The organism is Adlercreutzia sp. ZJ141 (assembly GCF_011038965.1).
Lineage (GTDB): Bacteria > Actinomycetota > Coriobacteriia > Coriobacteriales > Eggerthellaceae > ZJ141.
In genome coordinates this window covers 230,060-254,630 of sequence record NZ_JAAKEB010000001.1, presented here as the reverse complement: position 1 = coordinate 254,630, position 24,571 = coordinate 230,060, and the positions used below count along the sequence as shown (strand labels likewise).

Annotated in this window: 26 protein-coding genes; 19 read left to right on the top strand and 7 right to left on the bottom strand. The window is 54.3% G+C overall.

The features are described from left to right. Position 1 precedes the first annotated feature (1 nt). The 6 genes from dnaJ to pgsA all read left to right on the top strand — a co-directional run bounded on the left by dnaJ (position 2) and on the right by pgsA (position 6,668). Entirely contained in the window at positions 2–1,135 is a 1,134-nt protein-coding gene (gene dnaJ / locus G7Y44_RS01155) for a molecular chaperone DnaJ (protein WP_165246857.1), read from the top strand. Positions 1,136–1,163: 28 nt separating this feature from the next. Further along, a complete protein-coding gene (locus tag G7Y44_RS01150) occupies positions 1,164–1,967 on the top strand; it encodes an RsmE family RNA methyltransferase (RefSeq protein WP_165246855.1) in 804 nt (267 codons plus the stop codon). Continuing rightward, positions 1,964–3,298: a tRNA (N(6)-L-threonylcarbamoyladenosine(37)-C(2))-methylthiotransferase MtaB gene (mtaB, locus tag G7Y44_RS01145; protein ID WP_165246853.1), complete on the top strand. Its 1,335-nt coding sequence runs from the start codon at positions 1,964–1,966 to the stop codon at positions 3,296–3,298. The genes G7Y44_RS01150 and mtaB overlap by 4 nt, the downstream gene beginning before the upstream one ends. Positions 3,299–3,513: 215 nt before the next feature. Continuing rightward, positions 3,514–4,011, top strand: a complete 498-nt coding sequence (locus G7Y44_RS01140) for a YajQ family cyclic di-GMP-binding protein (RefSeq protein ID WP_165246851.1) — start codon at positions 3,514–3,516, stop codon at positions 4,009–4,011. A gap of 9 nt (positions 4,012–4,020) precedes the next feature. After that, on the top strand, positions 4,021–5,403 hold the full coding sequence (gene rimO / locus G7Y44_RS01135) for a 30S ribosomal protein S12 methylthiotransferase RimO (protein WP_165246849.1): 1,383 nt from the start codon (positions 4,021–4,023) through the stop codon (positions 5,401–5,403). A gap of 2 nt (positions 5,404–5,405) precedes the next feature. Beyond that, positions 5,406–6,668 carry a CDP-diacylglycerol--glycerol-3-phosphate 3-phosphatidyltransferase gene (gene pgsA, locus G7Y44_RS01130; protein WP_165246847.1) on the top strand — a complete coding sequence of 421 codons (1,263 nt, stop codon included), beginning with the start codon at positions 5,406–5,408 and terminating at the stop codon, positions 6,666–6,668. Between the two features lie 53 nt (positions 6,669–6,721). Here pgsA and panD read toward each other — a convergent pair whose 3' ends face one another. From panD to panB, 3 genes are all read right to left on the bottom strand, one after another. Then, complete coding sequence (gene panD / locus G7Y44_RS01125) at positions 6,722–7,105, bottom strand: aspartate 1-decarboxylase (protein ID WP_165044181.1); 384 nt, start codon at positions 7,103–7,105, stop codon at positions 6,722–6,724. A gap of 111 nt (positions 7,106–7,216) precedes the next feature. Then, positions 7,217–8,071: a pantoate--beta-alanine ligase gene (gene panC / locus G7Y44_RS01120; RefSeq protein WP_165246845.1), complete on the bottom strand. Its 855-nt coding sequence runs from the start codon at positions 8,069–8,071 to the stop codon at positions 7,217–7,219. A gap of 103 nt (positions 8,072–8,174) precedes the next feature. Then, positions 8,175–9,005 (bottom strand): 3-methyl-2-oxobutanoate hydroxymethyltransferase, encoded by an 831-nt coding sequence (gene panB, locus G7Y44_RS01115; protein WP_165246844.1) that lies wholly within the window; start codon positions 9,003–9,005, stop codon positions 8,175–8,177. A 216-nt stretch (positions 9,006–9,221) separates the two neighbouring features. Here panB and G7Y44_RS10365 point away from each other — a divergent pair, with 216 nt between their 5' ends. Then, positions 9,222–10,325 (top strand): diacylglycerol/lipid kinase family protein, encoded by a 1,104-nt coding sequence (locus G7Y44_RS10365; protein WP_241159118.1) that lies wholly within the window; start codon positions 9,222–9,224, stop codon positions 10,323–10,325. Between the two features lie 112 nt (positions 10,326–10,437). Here the strand turns inward: G7Y44_RS10365 and nth are convergent, their stop codons facing one another. The 3 genes from nth to G7Y44_RS01090 all read right to left on the bottom strand — a co-directional run bounded on the left by nth (position 10,438) and on the right by G7Y44_RS01090 (position 12,395). Continuing rightward, positions 10,438–11,103, bottom strand: a complete 666-nt coding sequence (nth, locus tag G7Y44_RS01100; protein WP_165246842.1) for an endonuclease III — start codon at positions 11,101–11,103, stop codon at positions 10,438–10,440. Positions 11,104–11,111: 8 nt separating this feature from the next. Beyond that, a complete protein-coding gene (locus tag G7Y44_RS01095) occupies positions 11,112–11,642 on the bottom strand; it encodes a zinc ribbon domain-containing protein (protein ID WP_241159117.1) in 531 nt (176 codons plus the stop codon). A 123-nt stretch (positions 11,643–11,765) separates the two neighbouring features. Further along, positions 11,766–12,395, bottom strand: a complete 630-nt coding sequence (locus G7Y44_RS01090) for a TetR/AcrR family transcriptional regulator (RefSeq protein ID WP_165246840.1) — start codon at positions 12,393–12,395, stop codon at positions 11,766–11,768. A gap of 187 nt (positions 12,396–12,582) precedes the next feature. On the opposite strand from G7Y44_RS01090, the gene G7Y44_RS01085 reads away from it, so the two are divergent. The 10 genes from G7Y44_RS01085 (at position 12,583) to hflX (ending at position 22,954) form a co-directional block, all read left to right on the top strand. Next, a complete protein-coding gene (locus G7Y44_RS01085; protein ID WP_165246838.1) occupies positions 12,583–12,891 on the top strand; it encodes a hypothetical protein in 309 nt (102 codons plus the stop codon). A 155-nt stretch (positions 12,892–13,046) separates the two neighbouring features. Next, positions 13,047–14,105, top strand: a complete 1,059-nt coding sequence (gene recA / locus G7Y44_RS01080; protein ID WP_165246836.1) for a recombinase RecA — start codon at positions 13,047–13,049, stop codon at positions 14,103–14,105. A gap of 5 nt (positions 14,106–14,110) precedes the next feature. Next, positions 14,111–14,752, top strand: coding sequence for a regulatory protein RecX (locus G7Y44_RS01075; RefSeq protein ID WP_165246834.1), 642 nt, complete (start codon positions 14,111–14,113; stop codon positions 14,750–14,752). A gap of 237 nt (positions 14,753–14,989) precedes the next feature. After that, the gene (gene rny / locus G7Y44_RS01070; protein WP_165044165.1) at positions 14,990–16,522 is read left to right on the top strand and encodes a ribonuclease Y; all 1,533 of its coding nucleotides are present in this window, start codon (positions 14,990–14,992) and stop codon (positions 16,520–16,522) included. 13 nt (positions 16,523–16,535) lie between these two features. After that, positions 16,536–17,651: an ATP-binding protein gene (locus G7Y44_RS01065; RefSeq protein ID WP_165246832.1), complete on the top strand. Its 1,116-nt coding sequence runs from the start codon at positions 16,536–16,538 to the stop codon at positions 17,649–17,651. Positions 17,652–17,774: 123 nt separating this feature from the next. Then, complete coding sequence (locus G7Y44_RS01060; RefSeq protein ID WP_165246830.1) at positions 17,775–18,128, top strand: stage V sporulation protein S; 354 nt, start codon at positions 17,775–17,777, stop codon at positions 18,126–18,128. Positions 18,129–18,136: 8 nt separating this feature from the next. Further along, the gene (gene miaB, locus G7Y44_RS01055) at positions 18,137–19,498 is read left to right on the top strand and encodes a tRNA (N6-isopentenyl adenosine(37)-C2)-methylthiotransferase MiaB (RefSeq protein WP_165246828.1); all 1,362 of its coding nucleotides are present in this window, start codon (positions 18,137–18,139) and stop codon (positions 19,496–19,498) included. Between the two features lie 9 nt (positions 19,499–19,507). After that, positions 19,508–20,509, top strand: coding sequence for a tRNA (adenosine(37)-N6)-dimethylallyltransferase MiaA (gene miaA, locus G7Y44_RS01050; protein WP_165246826.1), 1,002 nt, complete (start codon positions 19,508–19,510; stop codon positions 20,507–20,509). Positions 20,510–20,520: 11 nt separating this feature from the next. Continuing rightward, positions 20,521–21,441, top strand: coding sequence for a diaminopimelate epimerase (gene dapF / locus G7Y44_RS01045; protein ID WP_165246824.1), 921 nt, complete (start codon positions 20,521–20,523; stop codon positions 21,439–21,441). A 202-nt stretch (positions 21,442–21,643) separates the two neighbouring features. Next, the gene (hflX, locus tag G7Y44_RS01040) at positions 21,644–22,954 is read left to right on the top strand and encodes a GTPase HflX (RefSeq protein WP_165246822.1); all 1,311 of its coding nucleotides are present in this window, start codon (positions 21,644–21,646) and stop codon (positions 22,952–22,954) included. Between the two features lie 10 nt (positions 22,955–22,964). Here the strand turns inward: hflX and lexA are convergent, their stop codons facing one another. Further along, positions 22,965–23,603 (bottom strand): transcriptional repressor LexA, encoded by a 639-nt coding sequence (gene lexA, locus G7Y44_RS01035; RefSeq protein ID WP_165044151.1) that lies wholly within the window; start codon positions 23,601–23,603, stop codon positions 22,965–22,967. Between the two features lie 114 nt (positions 23,604–23,717). Between lexA and G7Y44_RS01030 the strand changes: the two genes are divergently transcribed. Beyond that, positions 23,718–24,044 carry a hypothetical protein gene (locus G7Y44_RS01030; protein WP_165246820.1) on the top strand — a complete coding sequence of 109 codons (327 nt, stop codon included), beginning with the start codon at positions 23,718–23,720 and terminating at the stop codon, positions 24,042–24,044. 78 nt (positions 24,045–24,122) lie between these two features. Beyond that, positions 24,123–24,569: a transcriptional regulator NrdR gene (nrdR, locus tag G7Y44_RS01025; RefSeq protein ID WP_165044150.1), complete on the top strand. Its 447-nt coding sequence runs from the start codon at positions 24,123–24,125 to the stop codon at positions 24,567–24,569. Positions 24,570–24,571: the final 2 nt, after the last annotated feature.

Here is a 24,571-nt window from a genome sequence, read left to right as displayed (position 1 = left end):
CATGGCTCAGGATCTTTATGAGGTGATAGGCGTCGCGCGCGATGCGTCTGACGACGAGATAAAAAAGGCGTTCCGTCGCAAGGCGCGCCAGCTGCATCCCGACATCAACAAGGCACCCGATGCCGAAGATCGCTTCAAGGAACTCAACGAAGCCTATGATGTGCTATCCGACCCTGCGAAGCGCGCCCAGTACGATCGCTTCGGCACAATTCCCGGTGCGGCGTCGAGTGGTTCACCCTTCGGCGGCGGCTATGTCGATTTCGAGGACCTGTTCGGCGGCGGCTTCGGCATGGGCGATATCTTCAGCTCGTTTTTCGGCGGTAGTGGCGGACGGACGACCACGCGCACGGAAGGCCGCGACATGGGAGTCGGTTTGCGGCTGACTCTTGAAGAGGTTGCGTCAGGCGTGAAGAAGGAAATTGTTTACGACCGCTTGGCACCGTGCGCCGATTGTGATGGTACGGGCTTGGGTGAGAACGGCCGCGAGGTTGTGTGTCCCGACTGTAACGGGCGCGGCCGGGTAGTTACCGTGCAACACACGTTCTTGGGCGACATGCAAACAGCATCACCGTGCCAGACATGCGGCGGCACGGGCAAGTCGATCGAAAACCCGTGCCCCGAATGCGACGGGCAGGGCAGGGTACCCGATCGCCAGCGCGTCACCGTGGAAGTTCCAGCCGGCATCCGCGACGGCCAGCAGCTGCGCATTACCGGATTCGGAGAGGCCGGCATGCATGCGGCTCGATCGGGTGACCTTATTGTCACGTGCCGTATTCAACAGCATGAATACTTCGAGCGTGAAGGCGACAGCCTGCATACTCGCGTAAACGTGTCTATCGCACAAGCTTCACTGGGTGCCGAAATTGAGATCGACGGCATCATGGAAGACGAACGCATTAGCGTGCGTATCCCCGAAGGATGTCAAAACGAACAGGTCATTCGCGTGAGGAACTACGGCATGCCGCGCTTCCGCAGCGACGCACGCGGCGACATGTATGTGCACGTAAACGTAGTGGTGCCGAAGAAGCTGACGAAGCGTCAGCGCGAGATCCTTGAGCAACTGGCAGCTGAGATGGGTGAAGACGTAGCGGATGCGCGCACGCCTTTCCAGAAGTTGCGCGACGCCTTCAACTAGCAGCTCCACCGTTGTAAAAGGAGATCATTTGTCTCTTCATCGGTTCTTTTTGGATAATCAGGTACTTGCAGCGGAAACCAACGAGGTGTTTCCGCTGCGTCTTGCGCCAGGCGATGCTAAGCATGCCCGCGTGCTGCGTCTTACACCCGGCGAACATGTTGCTGTAGTAGACGCCGCAAGCGACTACTTCGAATGCGAGATCGTTCGCATTGACGATGCGATTCCAATTGTGCGCATTGCTCGTCGCGAAGACGCGAAGGTGTCGCGACCGCAGGTGATACTCGTACAGGGTCTGGCAAAAGGCGACAAGATGGACTCAGTCGTACGCCATGCCACCGAGTTAGGTGTGGCAGCGTTTGTGCCACTTGCCTGCGAACGCGCAATCGTAAAGCTGGATGCGAAGAAGGCGGCTTCCCGACGCGAGCGCTGGCAGACTATTGCGAAGTCGGCCGCCATGCAGTCAGGGCAGCCCTTCGTGCCCGATGTTGCCCCAGTTGCAACACTCGATCAGGCAATTGAGCTTATATGCGAAGCAACAGCTGTGCTTGTGTGCTGGGAAGAGGCGCCGGGGTCAGCCGCCATTGATGAAGCTCTGTGGGAAGGGATGAAGCGCTGCGCCTGCAGCCAGGTTGCCGATGCACGTGTAGCTGTGGTGGTCGGCCCGGAAGGAGGGCTTGCTGATCGTGAAGTCAGCCGCATCGTGGAAGGTGTTAAACGCGGGTTTACTGTATCGCTTGGGCCGAGTATCCTGCGCACCGAAACCGCTGGCGTGGTTGCTCCGGCGCTTGTGCTTTACGAGCTGGGATGCTTAGGCGCAAGGGGTATCCGATGAAGTTTCAGGTGGTCAATCTCGGTTGCAAGGTGAATCGCGTCGAATCCGATTCATTTGCAGCGGCGCTGCTGGCGCGCGGACACGTCCCAACCGATGCAGGCGATGCGGCGTTGATGGTAGTGAACACGTGTACGGTCACGGGTCAGGCCGAACGGAAAACGCGCAAGGCAACCCATCAGGCGCTGCGCGCGAACCCCGATGCGTTGGTGGTAGTGACTGGCTGCGCTGCAGCAATCGACGCGAAAACGTATACCGACATGAGTGACCGTGTGGTTGTGGCACCAAAAGGCACACTGCTGCAAGTGCTTGAGGGTCAATCGAGCATCATCGAAGATGTCTTGGCTGGTGATAAGGATGCCTCAGCTGGTGAGATTGTGCATCTGCTCGATCGCATGGAGCTGCATGGTTTTGAGAACACTACGCACACGCATGCAACCGCATTGCGTATTGGCGAGAGCTTTCGCACGCGTGTCGGCGTAAAAGTACAGGATGGCTGCGACAACGCCTGCACCTATTGCATCGTTCACGTAGCTCGCGGACCCGCTTGGAGCCGTCCGGTCACGTCGATTGTCGACGAAGTGCTCGAGCTGGCACAGGCGGGTGCGAAAGAAGTGGTACTGACCGGTATCAACTTGGGGTCGTACCACGCGTCCACGGGATCGGCGAGTGAGGTGCGCCTTGCGGGACTACTGAAGATCCTGCTCGAGGCTACCGACCGTAGTGCGCGCGGTACGCAGGAACTCATTCGTTTCCGCGTGTCGAGTATCGAGCCGCGCGATGTCGCGCCCGATTTCGTGCAGTTACTGTCAAGCACTCAGGGGCGTATCTGTCGGCATTTGCACCTGCCATTGCAATCGGGAAGTTCGAAGGTATTGCGCGAGATGGCTCGCCCGTATTCCGCAGAACGATTCTGTGAAATTGTCGATGACTTGCGAGTTCAGGTGCCCAGTCTGTCGCTCACAACCGACGTGATTGCCGGGTTTCCTGGCGAGTCAGAAACAGAGTTTTTAGAAACGTGCGCCGTATGTACTACCTGCGAGTTCTCGAAACTGCATGTGTTTCCCTATTCACTTCGCAAAGGTACGCCAGCGGCACAACGTAGCGACCAAGTTCCACATGCGTTGCGGTTTGAACGAGCGGCACACCTGCGTCAGCTAAGCGACCACCTGCGCGAACAAGATTATGCAGCCCGGGCGGGGTCTGAGGAACGAGTGCTCGTCGAAGGTGCCGGTCATGCGACAACGGAGAGCTACTACGAGATCGCCGTGCCCGAAAGCCTTGAAAGTGGCAGCCTTGTACGCCTACCGCTACCCAAGCGGTTCCTGTCGTAGGAGCGAGCGAACTGCTGATAACATTCAGCCCTGCGCAGGTGGCTTTGAACAACTATCTCTCGCGAATCTTGCTTGCTTTCCAATATGTCGCTTTTATCGTGCGCGTGCGCGCTGATTGCGCGTTACGCCCTTTCATAAGGAAAAGGTAAGGTATCCTATACGGATAACATCGTGGCTGTACCAACGCGCATCGCAATGCGAGAAAGGATGCTTCCATGGCTAAGGAATCAAGCTTTGACGTGGTTTCCACCGTCGACATGCAAGAGATAGACAATGCGTTCCAGCAGGCTCGCAAGGAGCTTTCCCAGCGCTACGACCTCAAAGGTTCCGGCGCGGAAATAACGCTTGACAAAGCAAAGAAGACCTTTACCGTATCGGCTCCCGCCGATTTCGTAGCAAAGCAAGTCATCGACGTGTTGGGCTCAAAGCTTGTTCGCCGCGGCATTGAGCTTTCCGCCGTGAAGTGGGGTGACCCACAGCCCGCGGCAGGACAAAGCGTACGTCAGGTGGCAACTATCGTCGAAGGTATCGACCGTGATACCGCCAGCACCATATCGAAGGACATTCGCGGCACCAAGATGAAGGTGAAGGTAACCATCGAAGGTGACAAGCTGCGCGTAAGCTCAGCTTCCCGCGACACACTGCAAGAGGTTATCGCGTTTTTGAAGGAGAAAGACTACGGTCAGCCCCTTCAGTACGTGAACTATCGCTAGGCGCATCCCATGACGCACCCTTCACACGAAACATTGCCGTTGGCAGTGTCGTTTCTCACGCTTGGTTGTGCGAAGAACGAGGTCGACACCGCACATATGCAGGAGCGGCTCGCGCATGCAGGCTTCTCCATTGTTAATGAGATTGCTGACGCCGACGCTGTGGTGGTGAACACCTGCTCGTTTATTCAAAGCGCAACCGAGGAAAGCATTGAGGCAATTCTCGACGTGGCGGCTCTTGATGCTGTGCGTTGTGGCCACACGAAGCTTGTGGTGGCGGGCTGCATGCCGGCGCGCTACGGGGACGATCTTGCCGCCGAGCTAACCGAAGCAAGCATGTTTGTGCCGTGCAGTAGGGAAGACGACATTGTGAGCATCCTGTGCTACCTGTTTGGCATTGATCGCACCGTGGGACCGATTGACGATGATGCCTCATACGGCAAAGCGAACGCCGCAGGTACCAGCGCCCTTACCATCGAAGCTGCCGATTATACGTTGTCTGACCAGGAGATGAGCGCTGTATCGGCATACGTGAAGATTTCCGACGGGTGCGATCGCTTCTGTTCGTACTGTACGATCCCGTACATCCGAGGGCGCTATCACAGCTTCACGTACAGCGACATCCGCCAAGAGGTGTCGCGTAGCATAGCTGCCGGCGCACGAGAGATTGTGCTTATCGCGCAGGATACTGGGCGATGGGGCTCCGACTTAGGTTCCGACGATACGCTCGCAAGTTTGATGGATCGCCTCGCTGATGAGTTCGCCCACATGTGGTTTCGGGTGATGTACCTGCAACCCGAAGGAATAACCGACGAGCTGCTCCATGTATTCGCAAAGCACGATAACATCTGTAACTACCTTGATATTCCCTTGCAACACGTTGATGAAAACTTGCTGCAGGCGATGAATCGCCACGGTAACAGACACGAGTTCGTGCAGTTGGTTGATAGGATTCGCTGCATGCTTCCCGATGTGGTGCTGCGGACCACACTCATTGCCGGATTTCCCGGTGAAACCGATGAGCAGTTCGAGGATTTGTGCTCGTTTGTGGAGGAAGGCTACTTCGATTACGTGGGTGTATTCCCGTACTCGCGCGAAGAAGGAACGCGTGCGGCGGCGCTGGCTGACCAAATTGATGAAGATGAGAAGCGCGATCGTGCCCAACGTGTGCGCGACATTGCCGACAGTGTGTGCTCCCAGATTATTGCTGCACGCATTGGGCGTACCTTTGACGTGCTGATCGAAGGTATTGAAGAGGATGGCCAACTGTTCGGGCGTGCCATGTGCCAAGCACCCGAGGTCGACGGTGTGGTGTATGTGAGCGAAGGAAACGTCGGCGACGTGCGGCGGGTTACCATCACCGATACGCTGCTGTACGAAATGGAAGGTGAATAAACATGGCTCAGGAACCACAAGAACGGCTCTGGACGCCGGCGAACATCGTGACGCTTACGCGCATCTGCTTCGTGCCGGTGTTTGTAGTAGTGTTTTTGGCTCCCTGGTTCGATTGGTTCCCCTTTCTTGATGGCGGCGAAGTGTGGAAGCCCTGGGTTGCGGCGGCGGTGTTTGTGCTGATCGCAGCTACCGATGCACTCGACGGATATTTAGCCCGCAGTCGCGGCGAAGTGACCAACTTCGGTAAGTTTATGGACCCGCTCGCCGATAAGATACTCGTGCTAGCAGCGTTGTTGTCGCTCACCGAGCTGGGCGTACTGCCTGCATGGGTGACACTGATCATCATGTCGCGTGAGTTTATCGTGTCGGGTATCCGCATGATCGCGGCGAATCAAGGTACGGTGATTGCCGCAAGCTGGTATGGAAAGGCAAAAACGGTCACCCAGATGGTGGCGATTGTGTTGTTTATCTTGATGGACGGCGTACCTTTTGAAAGCGGCGACAATCCACTCCAAAACCCGCTTTATATTATTGCCTGGCTTGTAATGATCGTAGCGTTAGTGCTGACCATTGTGAGCATGCTCGATTACTTTGTGAAGGCGAAGCAACTGCTGGGCTTTGCGCCGTCGGGCAAGCGAGCCACAGCAGACCCGGACACAGCAGCGCAGCCTGTGTCCGAATCGTTAATCGAACTACTAGCGCAAAACCTCGATGCGACGCGCGCCGAAGATGAAACGTATACACGCGCGGCGACCGAAGCTGAGCTTGCGTTGGCGCAAGACCGCGCCTTGGTTGAAACGGCGAGCAGCGTGATTACCGCAGCCGCCAAGCGCGGTGTGACCATAGGCACAGCCGAAAGCCTGACAGGCGGTGGAATCTGTGCGGCGTTGACAGCAGTGCCCGGCAGCTCAACGGTGGTTCGTGGTGGCATTGCCAGTTATATGAACGAAGTGAAGTATGCGGCGCTGCATGTCGGTTCCCGCACACTCGCCGACGATGGGGCAGTAAGCAAACAAGTGGCGCTTGATATGGCTCGCGGCGCTCGTCAAGCACTTGGCTGCGACGTTGCGGTGTCGGTAACAGGAATTGCCGGACCTACAGGAGCGGAGCCGAGCAAGCCAGTGGGAACCGTATGGATTGGTTGGGCCAATGCACACGAAGCACAAGCGATGCGGCTGTTCGTACCAGGCGATCGCAGTCAGGTGCGACGATTGACAGTGCGCGCCGCATTAGAGACGCTTGCAAGCGAGGTTACCGAAAAGTAATAACGTGACGAGAATCACACTTCGTCACGTTATATTCGGAATACGCCAGCGAGTCAGTGAATTTCGCCGTGACGCTCGTAGCGCGCAACTTTGGCAATGGCGTTCTTATCGTCAACGAACACCACGCGTGGGCGATGTTCGCGTGCCTCAACAGGTGTCATTTGGCAGTAGCACATGATGATACAAAGGTCTCCCGGCGTAACCAGATGCGCCGCAGCGCCATTCACGCACACCATGCCACTTCCTGCTTCGCCAGCGATGGTGTAGGTTTCGAAGCGTGCGCCATTACTCACATCGACCACCTGCACACGCTCGTACTCGAGAATGCCAGCCGCATCAAGCAGTACCGGGTCAACAGTGATAGATCCGACGTAGTCCACGTCGGCTTGTTGTATGATGGCGCGGTGGATCTTTCCCTTCAACATAGTCAGCTGCATGATGGGGTTTTATGGTCCTTTCTCGAACGTTCTCTAAACACCTATGGGCTTACGTACGTGTTACTGGTTTATAAACCAAGCGGTATCTCAATCAAAGGTGATAGACAACGCCTATGCGTCTGGATCGAAGAAGAAATTGTCGATCAGGCGCGTGGTGCCGATGCGTACCGCAATAGCCACCAGCACTTCACCAGCTATAACGTCGACGGGACTTACCGTATTCGTGTCAACAACTTCGACGTATTCAGGTTCGGCAAGCGGTTCGGTTGCCAGTTCGGCGCGTATGGCCGCACGCACGGCCTCAGCACTACGCTCGCCAGATTCAACTACCGCGCGGCCACACGCAAGCGAACGGGATAACACAACGGCCGCAGCCCGCTCAGCAGGCGAAAGATACGTGTTGCGCGAGCTTTTCGCCAACCCATCAGCTTCGCGCACAATGGGGCAGCCCACGATGTCTGTACCGATGCTCAAATCGCGCACCATGCGCCGCACGATAAGCAGCTGTTGGGCGTCCTTCTGTCCGAAATACGCACGAACGGGCGTGGTGATGTTTAAGAGTTTACTTACCACCAAGCACACGCCGTCGAAATGAATCGGGCGGCTCTTACCACAAAGCTCGTTTCCCAAGCCCTCCACGTGTACGGTGGTGGAGCGGTCAGGGAAGTACATCTCTTCAGGTTCGGGATGAAACACCACATCGGCACCGGCATGCGCAACGAGCGCAACATCGCGGTCGAGGTCACGCGGGTAGCTTTCGAGGTCTTCGTTCGGACCAAACTGCGTGGGATTTACAAACACGCTCACCACCGTGCGATCGTTGTCAGCAACAGAGCGTTCAATGAGGCTTTTATGCCCTTCGTGCAGGTAGCCCATGGTGGGAACAAGGCCAACACATTCGCCAGCGCTTCTCCAAGCGCGCACCTGCGCACGCATTTCGCTTATAGTGGTGATGATCTGCGTCATGAATGATCCTTTTCTATGTACGGATGCAGTCTTGGCTGAACCCGTCCGCACCCGTATTGCTCGTTGTTAATTGCGTCTCTTCAGCGGTTTGGGTAATGAACAGCTAGTTCACGCCGTCGAACGTGCCCGAAGGCGCGGCGAACGTATGCTCGGGGGCAGGAAAGCTCCCATCCTGCACGGCAGTACGGTAGTCGGCAAACGCCGTTTTCATCATGTCGCCCACTTCGGCAAACCGACGAACAAATTTCGGTGCCATGTTTCCGTACATACCCAACATGTCCTGATACACCAGAATTTGCCCATCGCATCCCGCACCCGAACCAATGCCGATAGTTGGAACATCCACTGCTTCTGTGATAATAGCCGCAAGTTCAGATGGAATACACTCGAGTACGATAGAAAACGCACCCGCCGCTTCGATTGCGCGGGCGTCGTCAACCAGACGCTGTGCAGCCTGCGTGGTCTTACCCTGTACCTTAAAGCCGCCAAACGCATTGATAGATTGTGGTGTGAGACCCAAATGCCCCATCACGGGAATTGATGCGCGAGTGATGGCCTGTATCTCGGATGCGAACTGTGCGCCTCCTTCAATCTTAACCGCCTGCGCGCCGCCTTCCTTCACCAGTCGCCCAGCATTTTCCACCGCTTGAGCGGGTGAAAGATGGTACGACATGAACGGCATGTCGGCAACCACGAGCGCATGCTCGGCACCGCGCGTAACTGCGCGCGTGTGATGCACCATGTCGTCCATGGTTACGGGCAGCGTGTCATCGTATCCGAGCATGGTCATGCCCAGCGAATCACCCACCAAAATGCCTTCAATACCTGCCTCATCAACCAATTTTGCGGTTGAATAGTCGTACGCAGTAAGCATGGCCAGCTTGGTGCCTGCCTGCTTCGCCGCGCGAAACGTGGCTACGGTCTGCTTTTTCATTGATGCCCCTTTCGCTGTATGCCTGCATTGTAGCGATGCGCGACAAAAGCAACAAGAAAACCCATATTACCGGGGGAAAGACGCCGACAAGCGGTGAGCGGTGACGTGAAACGACACTGTTGCGTTTACCCTTGCAAAACGCGACAAAGTAGCCGATTATGTCGCAGAGCGGCTCGATCAAGTACACGCCGCCATCCATCATGTAAAGGAGAAACCGTGCATCAGTTTGCGAGAATTGCCGTTATCGCGAACCCAGCAGCACGAAGCGGCGCAGGGATAGACGTTGCTCAGCGCATCGTGTGTGAGCTGCGTAGTGCAATGGGAGCAGACGCATGTGATTTATTCCCAACCGAGTATGCTCAGCACGCCATCGATATCGTACGAACGCTTCATCCAACATACCGCACCGTAATCGCTGTGGGAGGTGATGGAACGGTACACGAAGTGGTTAACGGGCTGATGGCTCGCAACGAAACGGATCGTCCTCGTTTTGGGCTTATTCCCTTCGGGTCGGGAAACGACTATGCGGCAACACTTGGTATGTCAGCAAAACCCGACCGCGCCCTCAAACAGCTCCTTGAATTCAACATTACACCTGCCGATGTTGGATGCGTGAACGGAGAATACTTCGCCGAAACGCTCTCATTTGGGCTGGATGCCGCCATCGCGCTCGATACGGTTGAGCGCCGGCAACGAACAGGGCGTACCGGTACGCTTCTGTATCTGGAAAGCGCAATCGCGCAGCTGTTTGGAGCCCTACGTCCCTTCCAGTTCGGCGCCGATATGACCGGCTTTACCGGTACTGCCGATAGATGGGAAAGCCTAGAATTAAGCGGCACAGAGAGTGCTAACGATGTGAGCGCTCGAAATAACCACCCTGTCGTTGAAGTAGATGTCGAACTTGAACACGCAAACGCCACCGATCTCATGGATGCTGCAGAAGTTGTACACGATAGCGCATCCGTTGCAGCTCCACAGCGTTTTTCTGGTGAAACCCATCTGTTCGCCGTGCAAATAGGACCTACGTATGGAGGCGGCTTTAAAGTGTGTCCGAGTGCCCGCATCGATGACGGACTCTTCGATGTGTGTTTAGCGACACCACCACTGAGCTCGCTTTCTGCCACAGGCATTCTGTTGCTTGCCAAGGGCGGACATCATACAAGGTTTCGCCAGATCCACCTCGCACAGGCGAGTGGCGTGCACGTACGCTTCGAAAGCGAGCTGCCAGCTCAGGCCGATGGCGAACGCATACGCGGACGGGAATTCGACATTCGTATGCACAAGCACGCGCTATCGGTGTTGACTGGCCGTCAAGCTTAGGCTTAAGTAGCGGTGTTCTCGTATCCGTTTAAGGAAACACTAAACATAGGCTGTCTTGTTCTGGGTTTGAAGGTTCCTGACGCCAGAACTGGCAGAATAAACCACTGTTCCCTTAACGCGCTTCACAGCCGAAGCTCGGGCAAAGGTCAGAAATGAAGCACTCTGCACACTTCGGGTTGCGTGCGCGGCAATAATCACGCCCGAAATGCACCCATTGGTGGTTGATGTAGAGCCAGGTTTGCCGCGGGTGGACTTTCAGCAACTTTGCCTCAGTTTTCGCTGGGGTATCGTCATTGCGCGTGGCGAAACGCAGCCGATGGGCAATACGGAACACATGTGTGTCAACAGCGATGCCTTGCGGGTTGCGAAACGCTTGGCACATGACCACGTTGGCGGTTTTGCGGCCAACGCCTGGAAGTTTCTGTAGCTTGTCGATATCATTGGGAATCTCGCCCCCGAACTCGGCGAGCACAGTTTGTGCGAGCGCGATGAGATTCTTCGACTTGGTACGGAAGAACCCCAGCGAATGAATGATTGCTTCGATATCTGCGGGGCTTGCAGCCGCCATGCGTTCTGGGGTGCCATAACGCATAAACAGCGTTGGTGTCACCTTGTTTACGGCAGCATCAGTGCATTGTGCTGACAACACCACAGCAACGGTCAACTGAAAAGGGGTTTCGTGCTCAAGAGAGCACGCACCCTCACCGTAGTGCGAAAACATGCGTTCTTCGATAGCGCCGGCACGCTCACGCTGTGTGGTCAGGCTCTCCCGCGGCATAGCAGCTCCTAATCCTTCCAGCGTTTCAGGTTGGGGAGAATGGCTCCCATGATCGAGACAGCCTCGTCATGAGAAACATGCGTCGATTCCATCATATACGGCGCACAACGCTCAATAAGGTCGTCCATGGTTTCCTCACGCTCATACTCACCATTCTGGTAGCACCAGGTACAGTAGTCAGCAGACGGTGTTCCATCAGCATTGGTGCCATGGTTTTCCGGCTGACCGAAAAATCCCATGCCACAGCTTTGGCAGTAGCCGTCGACGCTGGCGGGTGCTTCAAGCAGATGTGCAATGGGCACATTGAGCGTTATGGCAATAAGCTTGAGCATGTCAATGCCGGGCATCGTTTCACCGGTTTCCCAGCGCGACACCGCCTGTCGAGTAACGTAAAGCTTCCGCGCCAGCTCTTCCTGGGTAAGGCCTCGAAGCTTTCGATGCTTGGCAATAGATGCTCCCAGCGAGGTTTCGTCGTCGTCAAACGGTCGGGAAGTGTCAACAGCTGCGTTAGTTACTGCAGATTGCATAGATTCGTTCATGATGCTCCTTGCTTGATGTGGGTTGTCAGTTAAAGATACCGTTATTTGCTCGACAGGCATGATACTTCCAAACAATTCCATTGAAACACGTATACCATAGACACGTAAAGCAACAGCATGTTGCTATTGGACTTGCGCATTATGTGAGCGCTCGAACGCCCGAAGAAGGGCACGGATCTTCGGTTGAGCTTCCTTCCAGCTAAGCCCTTGGGAAAGCATAACGAACACAGGTCCATATGATTCATATGCGTCGATACGCGCATTACCCTGAGCGAACGCACGCATCGCAATGAGACGCTCAAAGACAGACGTTTGAAACGCGAGTGGCTGATCGAGAAAGATCCTGCGATAGAGCATTCCTGCTTGCTCGCTTTCAAATTGGTTAACAGTAAGCATCTTACGAAGCGCAATCATTCCCGCATCAGTGAAAAAGGATTCGTAGCTTTTCATAAGAGCATCTTCAAGCTGATCAATGCTGTGTGCAATGGATATGCTTGAGCTGTCACTCATATCGAACATGGCATTCGAATCTTGAAACGCATGCTCAATCCGTGTAAGTTCGCGCTCAATAATAGCGTCGAAAATAGCTTGCTTACCTGGAAAATGGTTGTACAACGAAGCGTCCTTAATGCCCACAGTGGCAGCAATTTCCTTTACGGTGGTTGCCTTAAAGCCTCTTGATGCAAACAACGTCATAGACGCATTCAGAATTTCCTCGCGCGTGTTGCGCGTCTGGTTCGATGGTCGTACCATAGTTTATCCTAGTTTCTACACGGTTAATAACTAGTCCTTACTAGTCTACTACAGGTAACGAGTATTTACTAGTTTTTTGCAGTAAATAACCTGATAACAGGTATGAATGAATCGAAAGAACACTCTCAAGAACGTCTGTGCTATGATGTGGAAGAACGTCAGCAATGCATTGAAGGAGGTGAGGCGTATGTCGAAAAAACGGAATATGTTAGCTCATGGAAGCGGCAACGTGGTGTGGCGGCAATCGGCCGAAGAGGCCACTCTGGCAAAAAAGCCACACTACAACGGATTCGCGTGCGGGCATGGCACACATGGCGACACGAAGTACAACCGCGCGAAAGCAAAGCGTGACTGGATGCGACAGGAAGGGGCCTCAAAGGGCTCCTTTCTTGTTTGTGTATCAAATCAGGACATCGCGAGTATTCGCCGTGTTATCCGAATGCGTTTTGACAAAAACGAGCATGTGATTCGTAGCGTTATTTGCAAGAACCTCTAAGATTCCTGCAAGGTTTCCGCTACAAACAGCGAGTTCATTTCGGTTATCGTGTCGTTGCATCAAAATTCAATGAAAGAGCTTGATTCCAAACAGATGTTCGTATAGGATTCGATTATCAACAGGAAACGCTCGCAGCGCGACGGGGAAGGACTCGCATGAACGACGAGAAAGCGAAGATGCTAAAAGTCACCACCGATCAGATCGAATCGAAGTTCGGCAAGGGTTCGATCATGAAGTTCGGAGACAACGGGCAGAATCTAATCGTAGAGGCCATACCCACCGGTGCACTACCGCTTGACGCTGCGCTCGGCATTGGTGGCGTTCCTCGCGGTCGCATCGTTGAGATCTACGGGCCTGAATCAAGCGGCAAAACCACGCTCGCGTTACAGATCCTCGCCGAGGCGCAGGCGCTCGGAGGAGTTGTTGCCTTTATTGATGCCGAGCACGCGCTCGATCCCGTATATGCGGCTCGCTTAGGTGTCGATATCGATGAAGTGCTCATTTCTCAGCCCGACACCGGCGAACAAGCACTTGAGATCTGTGACATGCTTGTGCGATCCGGTGCTATTGATGCTATCGTTGTCGACTCGGTAGCAGCACTTGTTCCCCGTGCTGAAATCGAAGGGGAAATTGGCGACACGACGGTTGGCCTGCAAGCGAGGCTGATGTCGCAAGCGCTGCGCAAGCTGGCAGGTTCACTGTCGAAATCAAAAACCACGTGCATTTTCATTAATCAGCTTCGTGAAAAGATTGGTGTTATGTTCGGTAATCCCGAAACCACCACGGGTGGACGGGCACTTAAGTTTTTCTCGAGCGTGCGCATCGATATCCGACGCATCGACAGCATAAAGAAAGATGGCGAGAGCATTGGTAATCGCGTGCGCGCTAAAGTCGTGAAGAATAAGGTAGCGCCGCCGTTCCGCCAAGCAGAATTCGATCTCATGTTCGGTGAGGGCATCTCGCGCGAAGGTAGCATCATCGACATGGCCGCCGAAAGCGGTGTTGTGAAGAAAAGTGGCGCCTGGTACACCTATGGCGAAGACCGCCTTGGGCAGGGCCGAGAAGCTGCGAAGCAGACGCTGCGTGACAACCCCGATCTACGCGACGAAATTGAAGTGAAGGTTCGCGAATACTACGGCGTGCCCATTATCACACGCGAGGCGGCACAGGCTGACGCGCTTACACCTGCGGCAAAACCGAAGGGTAAGAAGTAACGCGTATGGCGAACAATGCGACGATCGAAGAGCTGCGCGCTCGTATAGCGGCAATGGAATCGGGCTCTAACCATTACAAACAAGCATCCATCACGCGTACAAATAGCATAGGGAAAGGTGTCTACAACCGTCAGAGCTGCAATACCCGAAGTGAAGTCTCCCGAAAGGCAGAGCGCACGTATACCGAAGAAGACGCCTTTCGTAGAATTACACGAGTTTCGGTGCGGCGGGAGCAGTCCACTGCAGGCATGCTACGTAAACTTGAACACGAAGGGTTTTCCTCTGATGTTGCACATAGTGCAGTAGACCGTGCAGTACGTTGCGGCCTTCTTGACGACACACGTTTTGCCGACGTACTCGTGCGAAGTCGTCTTGCTCAGGGAAAGGGCCGCGCAGGCATCGCACGAGAACTTGAGAGCGAAGACATCGATCCAGCTACGGTGGAGGCGTTCGCGGAAACCGATTTAGGGGATAGTCATGAGTTCAAGCGTGCTCGCACTGCGTTGCTTGCGCATCCACCCCGTTCAAAGAACCAACGTGAAGGTGCATATCGCTTTCTCATGCGCAAGGGCTTCGACTCACATATATCCGCCGTGGTTGCCCGCGAATGGAGCGAGCAGAGCATAGTTACCCAAGGGACACAATAGGACAACAGGAACATAAGATCCTGAGTGTTTTTTCGCAGGGAGTTTTTTACAAATGCTTGCCAAACCTTTATCATTAGGGGAGCTTGAGTGATCGCGCCTATTGCAGGTGCTTTATATATACAATCGTATAAGGCGTCTCATCATACGTGCGCTTACTCATGCCCGGTTAACCCGGGTTTTTTCATGGAAAGCAAACTCGATTGGATAAGTAAACCCATACATGAAAGGGGGCATAACATGCCAAGTTATCTATGGTTGCTCATCGGCGCTGCCATCGGCATCGCCCTCGGCTTCGTAATCGCTCGTTACCTGGTCAACGCATCCACGAAACGCGCCGCTCAAGAGGCGGAAAGCGTCGTTGCCGAGGCGAAGCGGCAAGCCGAGACACTCAAACGCGAAGCTATTGTTGAAGCAAAGGATGAGGCTCTCAAGCTCAAGCAAGAAGCCCAAGCTGAAAGTAAAGAACGCCTGAAGGAAGTACGCGTCGCTGAATCGCGCCTCAGCCAGCGTGAACAGTCACTTGACAAGCGAGTTGAAACTCTCGATGCCCGCGAACATCAGATTTCATCATTACAAGGTCAGCTAGAAAGCCGTTCTCGCAAGCTCGATCAGGCAGAAGCCGAAGTGGGACAACACCTTGAGCGCGTGGCTGGCATGACCTCAGAAGAGGCGAAAGCAGAGCTACTATCTTCGCTCAAGGATGACGTTGCTCATGAGTCCGCCGCTATCATCCGCGATGCGGAAGCCCGCGTGAAAGCCGAATCAGATAAGCGCGCCCGCTCTATCTTGAGTCTTGCTATTCAGCGTGTAGCCGCCGATCATTCGGCTGAAACCACGGTTTCTTCCATCAGCATACCGTCGGACGACCTGAAGGGCCGCATTATCGGACGTGAAGGCCGCAACATTCGCTCATTTGAGCAGTTAACTGGCACGAATCTCATCATCGACGACACGCCGGAGTGCGTAACCATTTCGTGTTTCGATCCGGTTCGCCGTGAAATCGGCCGTGTCACCATGGAAAACCTCATTGCTGACGGTCGAATCCATCCGGCTCGCATCGAAGAGATGTTCGGAAAGGCCGAAACGTTCGTGAATCAGCGCGTCCAGGAAGCCGGCGAGCAAGCCACGTTCGACACGGGAATTCACGACCTGCACCCCGAGCTCGTGCGTACACTTGGTCGCTTGTTGTACCGCACCTCATACGGGCAAAACGTGCTCAATCATTCTCTTGAGGTTGCCTACCTTTCTGGCGTAATGGCATCCGAGCTGGGGCTTGATCCCATTCCTGCCAAGCGTGCCGGTCTTCTGCACGACTTAGGAAAAGCAGTTGACCACGAAGTCGAGGGTAGCCACGCTGTCATTGGCGCCGACCTTGCACGGCGCTTCGGCGAAAAGCCTGAGATCGTGCATGCTATCGAAGCACATCACAATGACATCGATCCGCAAAGTGTACTCGCAGTGTTGGTTCAGGCCGCTGATGCAGTTTCTGCCGCTCGTCCTGGTGCACGCAAGGAAACCCTTGACGCGTACATCAAGCGTCTCGAAAAGCTCGAGGAAATCGCGAATTCTTACAAAGGTGTCGAGCGCACATATGCCATCCAGGCGGGACGTGAGGTTCGCGTGATGGTTGAGCCCGATGTGGTTGACGAGGCTACCACCACAGTGCTTGCACACGACATCGCCCAGCGCATTGAAAGCGAGATGCAGTACCCCGGACAAGTGAAGGTCGTGGTCATTCGCGAGAGCCGCGCCATCGGCATCGCCAAATAACCTGCGTATCACGATGTCTGATTCCGCATCGCTCGAACAATTCATCGACGCTGTTTGCGCAACGAGCCATCTCCGGATCGAAGACGATCTTGGAGATGGCTTTGTTCGTCTCAGGTCGGAAGAGGCGGAGCGACGCCAGGCTGTTCACGACATCAGATCAAGCGAGGACATTGTCATTGAGATGCTCAGAAACGCCCGCGACGCTGATGCAACCGAAATCTATCTCGCAACATCGCGTGAGGGCACCAGACGGCGAATCTGCGTGATCGACAACGGATGCGGCATTCCGCCCCATTTACACGATGCAGTGTTCGAACCTCGGGTGACCTCGAAACTCGACACCATGCATATCGATACGTGGGGTGTGCACGGAAGGGGCATGGCTCTTTTCTCCATCCGCGAGAACGCCGAAATAGCTTCAGTACTTGCATCGGATAAGGGGTTAGGCACGGCACTGCTCGTTGAAACTGACGTGCAGCGTGTGGGGGAGAAGGCCGACCAGTCAACGTTTCCTTCGTTTCACCGCGAAGCATCCTCGGTGAAAGTACTCGGCCCACGCAACATCGTGCGCACCGCCTGCGAATTTGCGCTTGATTCTCATCATCAGTGTCTTGTGTTCGCAGGTTCGTCGACCGAAATCGCATCGTGTTTATACCAACGTGGCTTACATGCGATGTCGGCGGAAAGGCGTATCTTCCACGCAGACTCAAGCAGCCTTCCCCTCTGCGAACGTTTAGCGGCAAGTGCTAGCCCGGAACATTTCGCCGCCAACGCGCAAGCGATCGGGCTCGATCTGTCGGTTCGATCGGCACGGCGCATCCTCAACGGCGAAATAGCAGCCCCTGCCAACTTGGCAAGCATCGTCGCTGCCGAGCTTACTCGACAAAACAAGCACGACACTCACACGTCACACAAGGAGTCAAACACAAAAGCCTCAAATCATACGAGTGATCACGTGCTCAAGGGGCTCAAACTCCACGACAATGACCGACACATGCTTGAAGAAGCCGTACGAGTAGCCTACGACGACATAGCAGCGCGCTACTATCTGGAACCCGACGTCGATCCTCAAGTGACGGTTGGAAAAGACGGCATTCGCGTATTCATTCCGTTTCGTCCCGTTGATTAGGCGAAACCGATTGATTGTGCACTATGAAATGGTAGAATGCTGTCTATTGCTCGCGCGTTGCGCATATACACCATCGCTTGAGCCTACACGCAGTTTAAACGAAGCACAAACCAAAGGAATTCCATGTCCGATCATGATCGCAAAGCCGATATCGGCTGTTTGAAGGTTTCATCAAAGTCATCCCCTGCATCAGTTGCGGGTGCCATTGCAGGTATGATCAAAGATGGCGCTTGTGTTGAAATCCAGTCGGTGGGCGCTGGCGCAGTAAACCAAGCAGTGAAGGCCATCGCTATATCGCGCGGCTTTCTTGCACCTATCGGCATTGAAATCGCCTGCGTTCCCTCGTTTGCCGACATCGTTATCGACGGAGAGTATCGCACCGCCATTCGCTTTTCGGTCGAGCCTCGCTACCTGCACGGCACTGCAACAACACATGGTACGCAGTATGCAGACAATGGCCACCTTGCTTCGAACTGAGGTACCTCATGACGACATCTACGCCTTTCTTTGGAACGACTTTCCATGTTGTCACATTCGGCTGTCAAATGAACAAACACGATTCCGAGCGCATTTCGGGCATGCTCGAAGGCTTAGGTTCGCTGCCGGTCAACTCCATCCCTGAAGCTGATATAGTCATCTACATGACGTGTTGCGTGCGCGAAGCGGCCGATGTACGCCTATACGGCCAGGTGGCATCGCTGAAAAACGTGCCCTTGCGAAAAGAATCTCCGCTTACGAAACGCATCGTTGCCGTGGGAGGCTGCATCGGCCAACGCGATGGCGAAAAACTCATACAGAAGCTACCACATCTCGATGTAGTGTTCGGTACACACAACCTCGCCTCGCTGCCAAGCCTGTTGGGTGAAGCGATTGCCGATTGTGGACACCATGTTGAGGTGCTCGATTCGGCGAACAGCTTCCCAACCGAACTGCCGACTTCCCGCGAGCATGCCTGGGCGGCGTGGTTGCCCATCACCATCGGCTGCAACAACTTCTGCACGTACTGCATCGTGCCGTACGTGCGTGGCCGTGAGAAGTCACGTGCGATGGACGACATCGTTAGCGAGGCACGTTCCTATGTCGCCGCCGGTGTAAAGGAGATCACGCTGCTGGGGCAAAACGTGAACTCCTACGGCCGCGATCTGTACGGAGAACCACGATTCGCCGACGTACTCGATGCAATCGACGCGACAGGAATCGAGCGGCTCCGTTTCGCAACGAGTCACCCAAAGGATCTGACTGACGAGGTTATCGGGAAGTTCGCTACGCTTCGCTCACTTATGCCAGCGCTCCACCTACCCGCTCAATCGGGTTCCGATAAGATACTCGAAGCCATGAACCGCCGTTATACTTCCGCACATTATCTTGAGCTTGTACGCAAGCTGCGTAAGGCAGTACCTGACATTGCGCTGTCGACCGACATCATCGTCGGGTTTCCTGGAGAAACGGAAGATGATTTCCAACAAACATACGACTTGGTGAAACAAGTTGGATACCATCAAGTATTCACGTTCATCTATTCCAAACGTGAAGGGACACCTGCCGCTTCGATACCCGATGACACTCCGCGTGAAGTCATTCAAGATCGCTTTGACCGCCTGGTCGATCTCGTGCAACACCAAGCGTTCGAGCGCAACCAGGCTGATGCCGGACGCACTGTACCCGTGCTTGTTGAAGGAGCATCGAGACGCGATGCACGACTGCTCGTGGGGAAGAGCCCCAAAAATCAGACGGTACACGCTCCCATCCCGCAGGGGACTTCAGCAGAAAGCCTTGCAGGTTCAATCCAGAACGTTCGCGTTGATCAGGCGAAAACCTGGTATCTCTCCGGCCAGGTCGTTCGCTAACCGCTTCCTATGGTTGACAGCTCCATCAACATCCTTAACCTTACCACGCCGGTCATCTGCGTGGTGGGGCCTACCGCATCGGGTAAAACCGACCTGGCACAAGCCATCGCGCAACATATCGATGGGGAAGTGGTTAGTGCTGACTCGATGCAGATCTACCGTGGCATGGATATTGGTACGGGAAAGATTCCAGAAGTCGATCGCGTGGTTGCGCACCATGGTTTCGATATCGCTGACCCCGGAGAGCCATTCTCCGCTGCGCTCTTTCAAACCTACGCCCGCGAGCGCTTCGTTGACATCAGTTCACGTGGCAAGCGCGTTGTGCTGTGCGGTGGTACGGGATTTTACGTACGCGCCACTATCGACGGGTATGAGTTCCCAAAAGGTGAACAGCAGAATAATCCTACTCGCGAGTGTTGGATGGAATTCGCCCGCAAGTACGGGGCTCATGCTCTTTGGGAACAGCTTTGCGAACGCGACGAGGAAAGCGCCCGCATTATTGCTCCCAACGACGTAAAACGTGTGGTACGCGCGTTTGAACTGCTTGATGAGGGGCTTACCTATGCGCAGCAGAAAACGCGACTGGCAAGTATTCCTCAGGTGGTGCCGGCAACGTTTATTGGGCTTGCAGTTACGCCCGACATACTACGCACACGCATAGACGCCCGCGTTGATACCATGGTCGAACGAGGGCTGGTGGAAGAAGTTACGTGCCTGCTTAAAAACGGTTTTCGAGATGGTATTACCTCACCTCAGGCAATTGGTTATAAGGAGATCGTTGATGCACTTGACGGGCGCATCACGCTTGAAGAAGCAATCATAAGCATCAAAACAGCAACGAGACGCTATGCGAAGCGACAGCGCACCTGGTTTCGTAAGGATTCGCGTATCCGGTGGATCAATGCAGACGACGGTTTCACCGACGCCCTGTTAACAGAGGCGTTACACATCGTTGCTAGCATGGATGCGACTTATCAATCATCAGAGAACTCAAGAAAACTCGCACGATAGATTGGACACACATGAACATCAATTTTGCAAAACTGAATGGCTTAGGAAACGACTTTGTCTTCATTGATGACTTGACGAATGAACTTTCGCTCACCGATGAACAGGTCGCATACCTATGCGATCGCTACTTTGGCATTGGAGCCGATGGCGTCATCATGGTGCGCCCGTCTGCGCGCGAGGAATGCGCGGCGTACATGCATTACATCAACGCCGACGGAACGCTCGCACAAATGTGCGGCAACGGCGTACGCTGCTTCGCAAAGTACCTGGTTGATCGTGGTTTAGTCGATGCTTCTGCAGGCGAATTAGTAGCCGACACCCTAGCAGGCCCGAAACCGATCCGCTTCTCTGTCGACGAAGCAGGGAAGATGACAACCGCTACAGTCGACATGGGTGAGCCGATTCTCGAACCGAGCAAGGTTCCGGTCGCCGTAGACGCAAATGCGCAAACGCCACACGGGGTTCCTTACGTACGCGAAGCAGCTCTAACCTCCCCATGGGGTGACTTTGCTTTCACGTGTGTTTCTATGGGCAACCCGCATACCATCTGCTTTATCGATTCATTCGACGCGCTGCCCGACGCTCTATTCACTCATCCAGGCGACAAGCGCCTTGCTACATTTGATGTGAATACGGTTGGTGCGTACTTCGAAAGCCACACTGCGTTTCCCGAGAAAACAAACGTTGAATTTGCTTGCGTTGAAGCAGACGGTATCCACATGCGCGTATACGAGCGTGGGTGTGCCGAAACACTTGCGTGCGGAACAGGGGCGTGCGCCACGAATGTCGCTGCATGCCTAACCGGACGAGCCGGGTGCGAGAACGACGTAATACTGCGCGGCGGTACGCTGCACATTACCTGGGCAAACAACAATCACGTTATGATGACGGGGCCGGCGAAGGAAAGCTTCACAGGTACGGTTCGCTTGTAGAGCGAAGGCGTCGGTGCGCTATGCTATCATGGGTCGATCCATACGATCACGAAACAAAAAGGAGCTCTATTGATGTGATGACAACGATGTTCGCGATCTAGTCATCTCTGTGCGCTCATCGCACAGGCGATACCCCTCCGTTACATCATAATGGTCACATGCGAACGCGTGTGCCAGTCATCGTAGGCAAAGGAGCTCATTTATGTCTGAATTCGAACCCGTTATTACGCGTGGCCCGCATCTGTTTTCCGAACAACGCCGCGAACGTGCGGTTCTCGTTGGTGTTGAACGACCAAATATGAGCTGGTCACTCGATTCATCACTCGCTGAGCTCGAACGGTTGGCTGATACCGCCGGTGCCGACGTAGTGGCCACCACAACTCAAAAGCTTACATCTCCCAACCCGCGTACGTTTGTTGGAACCGGAAAAGCAGAAAAAATTGCCGAACTATGCCGCAGTCTTGAGGCTGACTTGGTGGTATTCGATGACGAGCTCACACCATCACAGCAGTCGAACCTGGAGAAAGCGGTCGGACAGACGGTGAAAGTAATCGACCGTACGGCACTGATCTTGGATATATTCGCATTGCATGCAACCAGCAAAGAAGGCCGCCTTCAAGTCAAGCTCGCACAGAATCAGTACCTGCTGCCACGTTTGCGCGGCATGTGGGCACATTTAGCCTCGAACCGCATGGGTGGCGGCGTAGGGTCACGATTTGGCGAAGGTGAAAGCCAGCTTGAAGTAGACCGCCGACTGGTACGTAAGCGCATCACTTCCATACGCGCTGAGCTTGCCCATCTTGCAAACGTACGAAACGTACAACGCGAGAGCAGATACGCGAGCGGTATGTTCAAAGTCGCGCTTGCTGGGTATACAAATGCCGGAAAGTCAAGTCTACTCAACCGTTTAACCGGCGCTGACGTGCTCAGCTACGACCAGCTGTTTGCCACGCTTGATTCCACCACACGCAAGTTTGAACTTGAACAAGGCCGTGAAATCACCATAACCGACACGGTTGGTTTTATCCAAAAGCTTCCGACCACACTCGTGGAAGCGTTCAAGTCGACGCTTGACGAGATATCCGGTGCCGATTTGGTACTGCACGTGATCGACGCTTCGTCACCCGACCGAGATTCGCAGATTGAAGCAGTGCAAGATGTGCTGGGGCAAATCCATGCCGAGAACATTCCACGCATTGAGGTGCTAAACAAAACCGACTTGCTCGATAGCGCGCAAGTAGAAGCGCTGCGCGCACGGCGTCCCGACAGTGTGCTTGTTTCGGCGAGCACGGGACAAGGCATAGACGATTTGGTTAACCGTCTGGCGCAAGCCGCCGCATCAAGCGACGTTCACATTGAGACGGTTATTCCCTACAATAACGGTAATCTCGTGTCACTTGCGCATGAGCGCTGTCACATTCTCTCCGAATACTACGAAGCAGACGGCACACACTTGACGATGCTTGTTCCGACATCGTATGTTTCGACGTTCTGTCCGAAGAGTAACCAGTAAATAGCTTTGTTCACAACCGTCTGAACACGGCTACAACTTTTCCTGCAATGGAGCAGTCTCTCGTGATAATGGGATCCATGGAGGAATTCTCTGGTTGCAAGCGAACGTGATCCTTTTCGCGATAGAACGTTTTGACAGTCGCTCCATCGTCGATGATTGCAACCACGATGTCACCATTGTTGGCAACCGGCTGCTCCTTCACGACCACGTAGTCTCCATCGTTGATGCCCACCTCAATCATCGAGTCGCCGCGCACTGACAACATGAACGACGGCGCATCGCCAACGATGTCGGTGGGAAGCGTGATGGTTTCAGTGATGTTCTCTTCAGCGAGGATCGGTGTGCCAGCAGCTACATTTCCAACGAGCGGAACGTTGATAGTTTTGCTGAATCCCATAGGCGAGGTTGCAACAGCAGCAGGAGCCGCGTCGATCGGATGCGCTAAGGCAATAGAGCGCGACTTTAAGGGGTCGCGCTTAATAAGGTTTTTCTGCTCAAGCGCCTTAAGATGTACGTGAACCGTGGAAGGGGAGGACAGGCCGAGCGATTGGCAGATCTCCCGAACGGTGGGCCCATAGCCCTTTTCCCGGATGCATTCCTCGATGCAGTCCAGTACGGCTTGTTGCCGTTTGGTGATCTTCTCGTCCATAGCCAACTCCTTTAAGAAAAGCGAACATTTGTTTCAAATTCTATTGACGTGAACCTTTGTTCGGTCTATTATAAACACGAACAAAGGTTCTATGCAAGAGCAAAGGGGCTGAAAATGAGAATAGAAGATACAATGTGGGCGGTATCCGGCACGGCAGCACTCGCTCGCGCACCCCATGTCGCTCCATCCGCAGCCACAGGCAACGTGATACCGTTCGATCACTGCCAACGCACACGTTTGGAAGGCGATTTGCGTCACCAGATACCTTGTCCATCGCTTCAACAGTGTAGCAATCGCATAAGGCTTGAAAACGTGCCTCTCGTACGTCAGCTCACATACGGAACCAGCGAAGGGTGTCCATTTAATCTGTTTACACGCAAGCAGATCGCGGTGAGTGCCGTACTGTTCACTGCTGTGTCGTATCTCGTTGCATTGGTGTGATCATTAAGACACCATAACCATTGAACCACAATATATTGTATGGTAGCCTAAGCGCACTCAGCTGAGAGGGGAGTGCGCATGTATTGTCCAAGCTGCGGCAACCTTGAGTCGAAAGTCGTCGACTCCCGACCGTCTGAAGATGGAACTTCCATCCGACGCCGTCGCGAATGCCTTGAATGTGGGCATCGGTTCACCACGTACGAACGACTGGGAGACAATCCTGTCATGGTGATGAAAACAAACGGATCAACTGAAGTATATGACCGCGAAAAGCTCATGCGAGGCCTCACCATCGCTTGTGCGAAACGTTCGGTTTCACCCGACGATCTTTCATCATTGGTTGCCGACATCGAAGCTGAACTGCGCAACAAGCCAAAGTACGAAGTGACTTCGAAAGAACTTGGCGATATGGCGCTTGAGCGTTTAGCCAGCATTGATGAGGTTGCCTTCGTTCGTTTCGCAAGCGTGTACCAAGACTTCCAAAGCGCGAGCGAATTCGCCGAAGCGCTTGAGCGGTTGCGTTAATT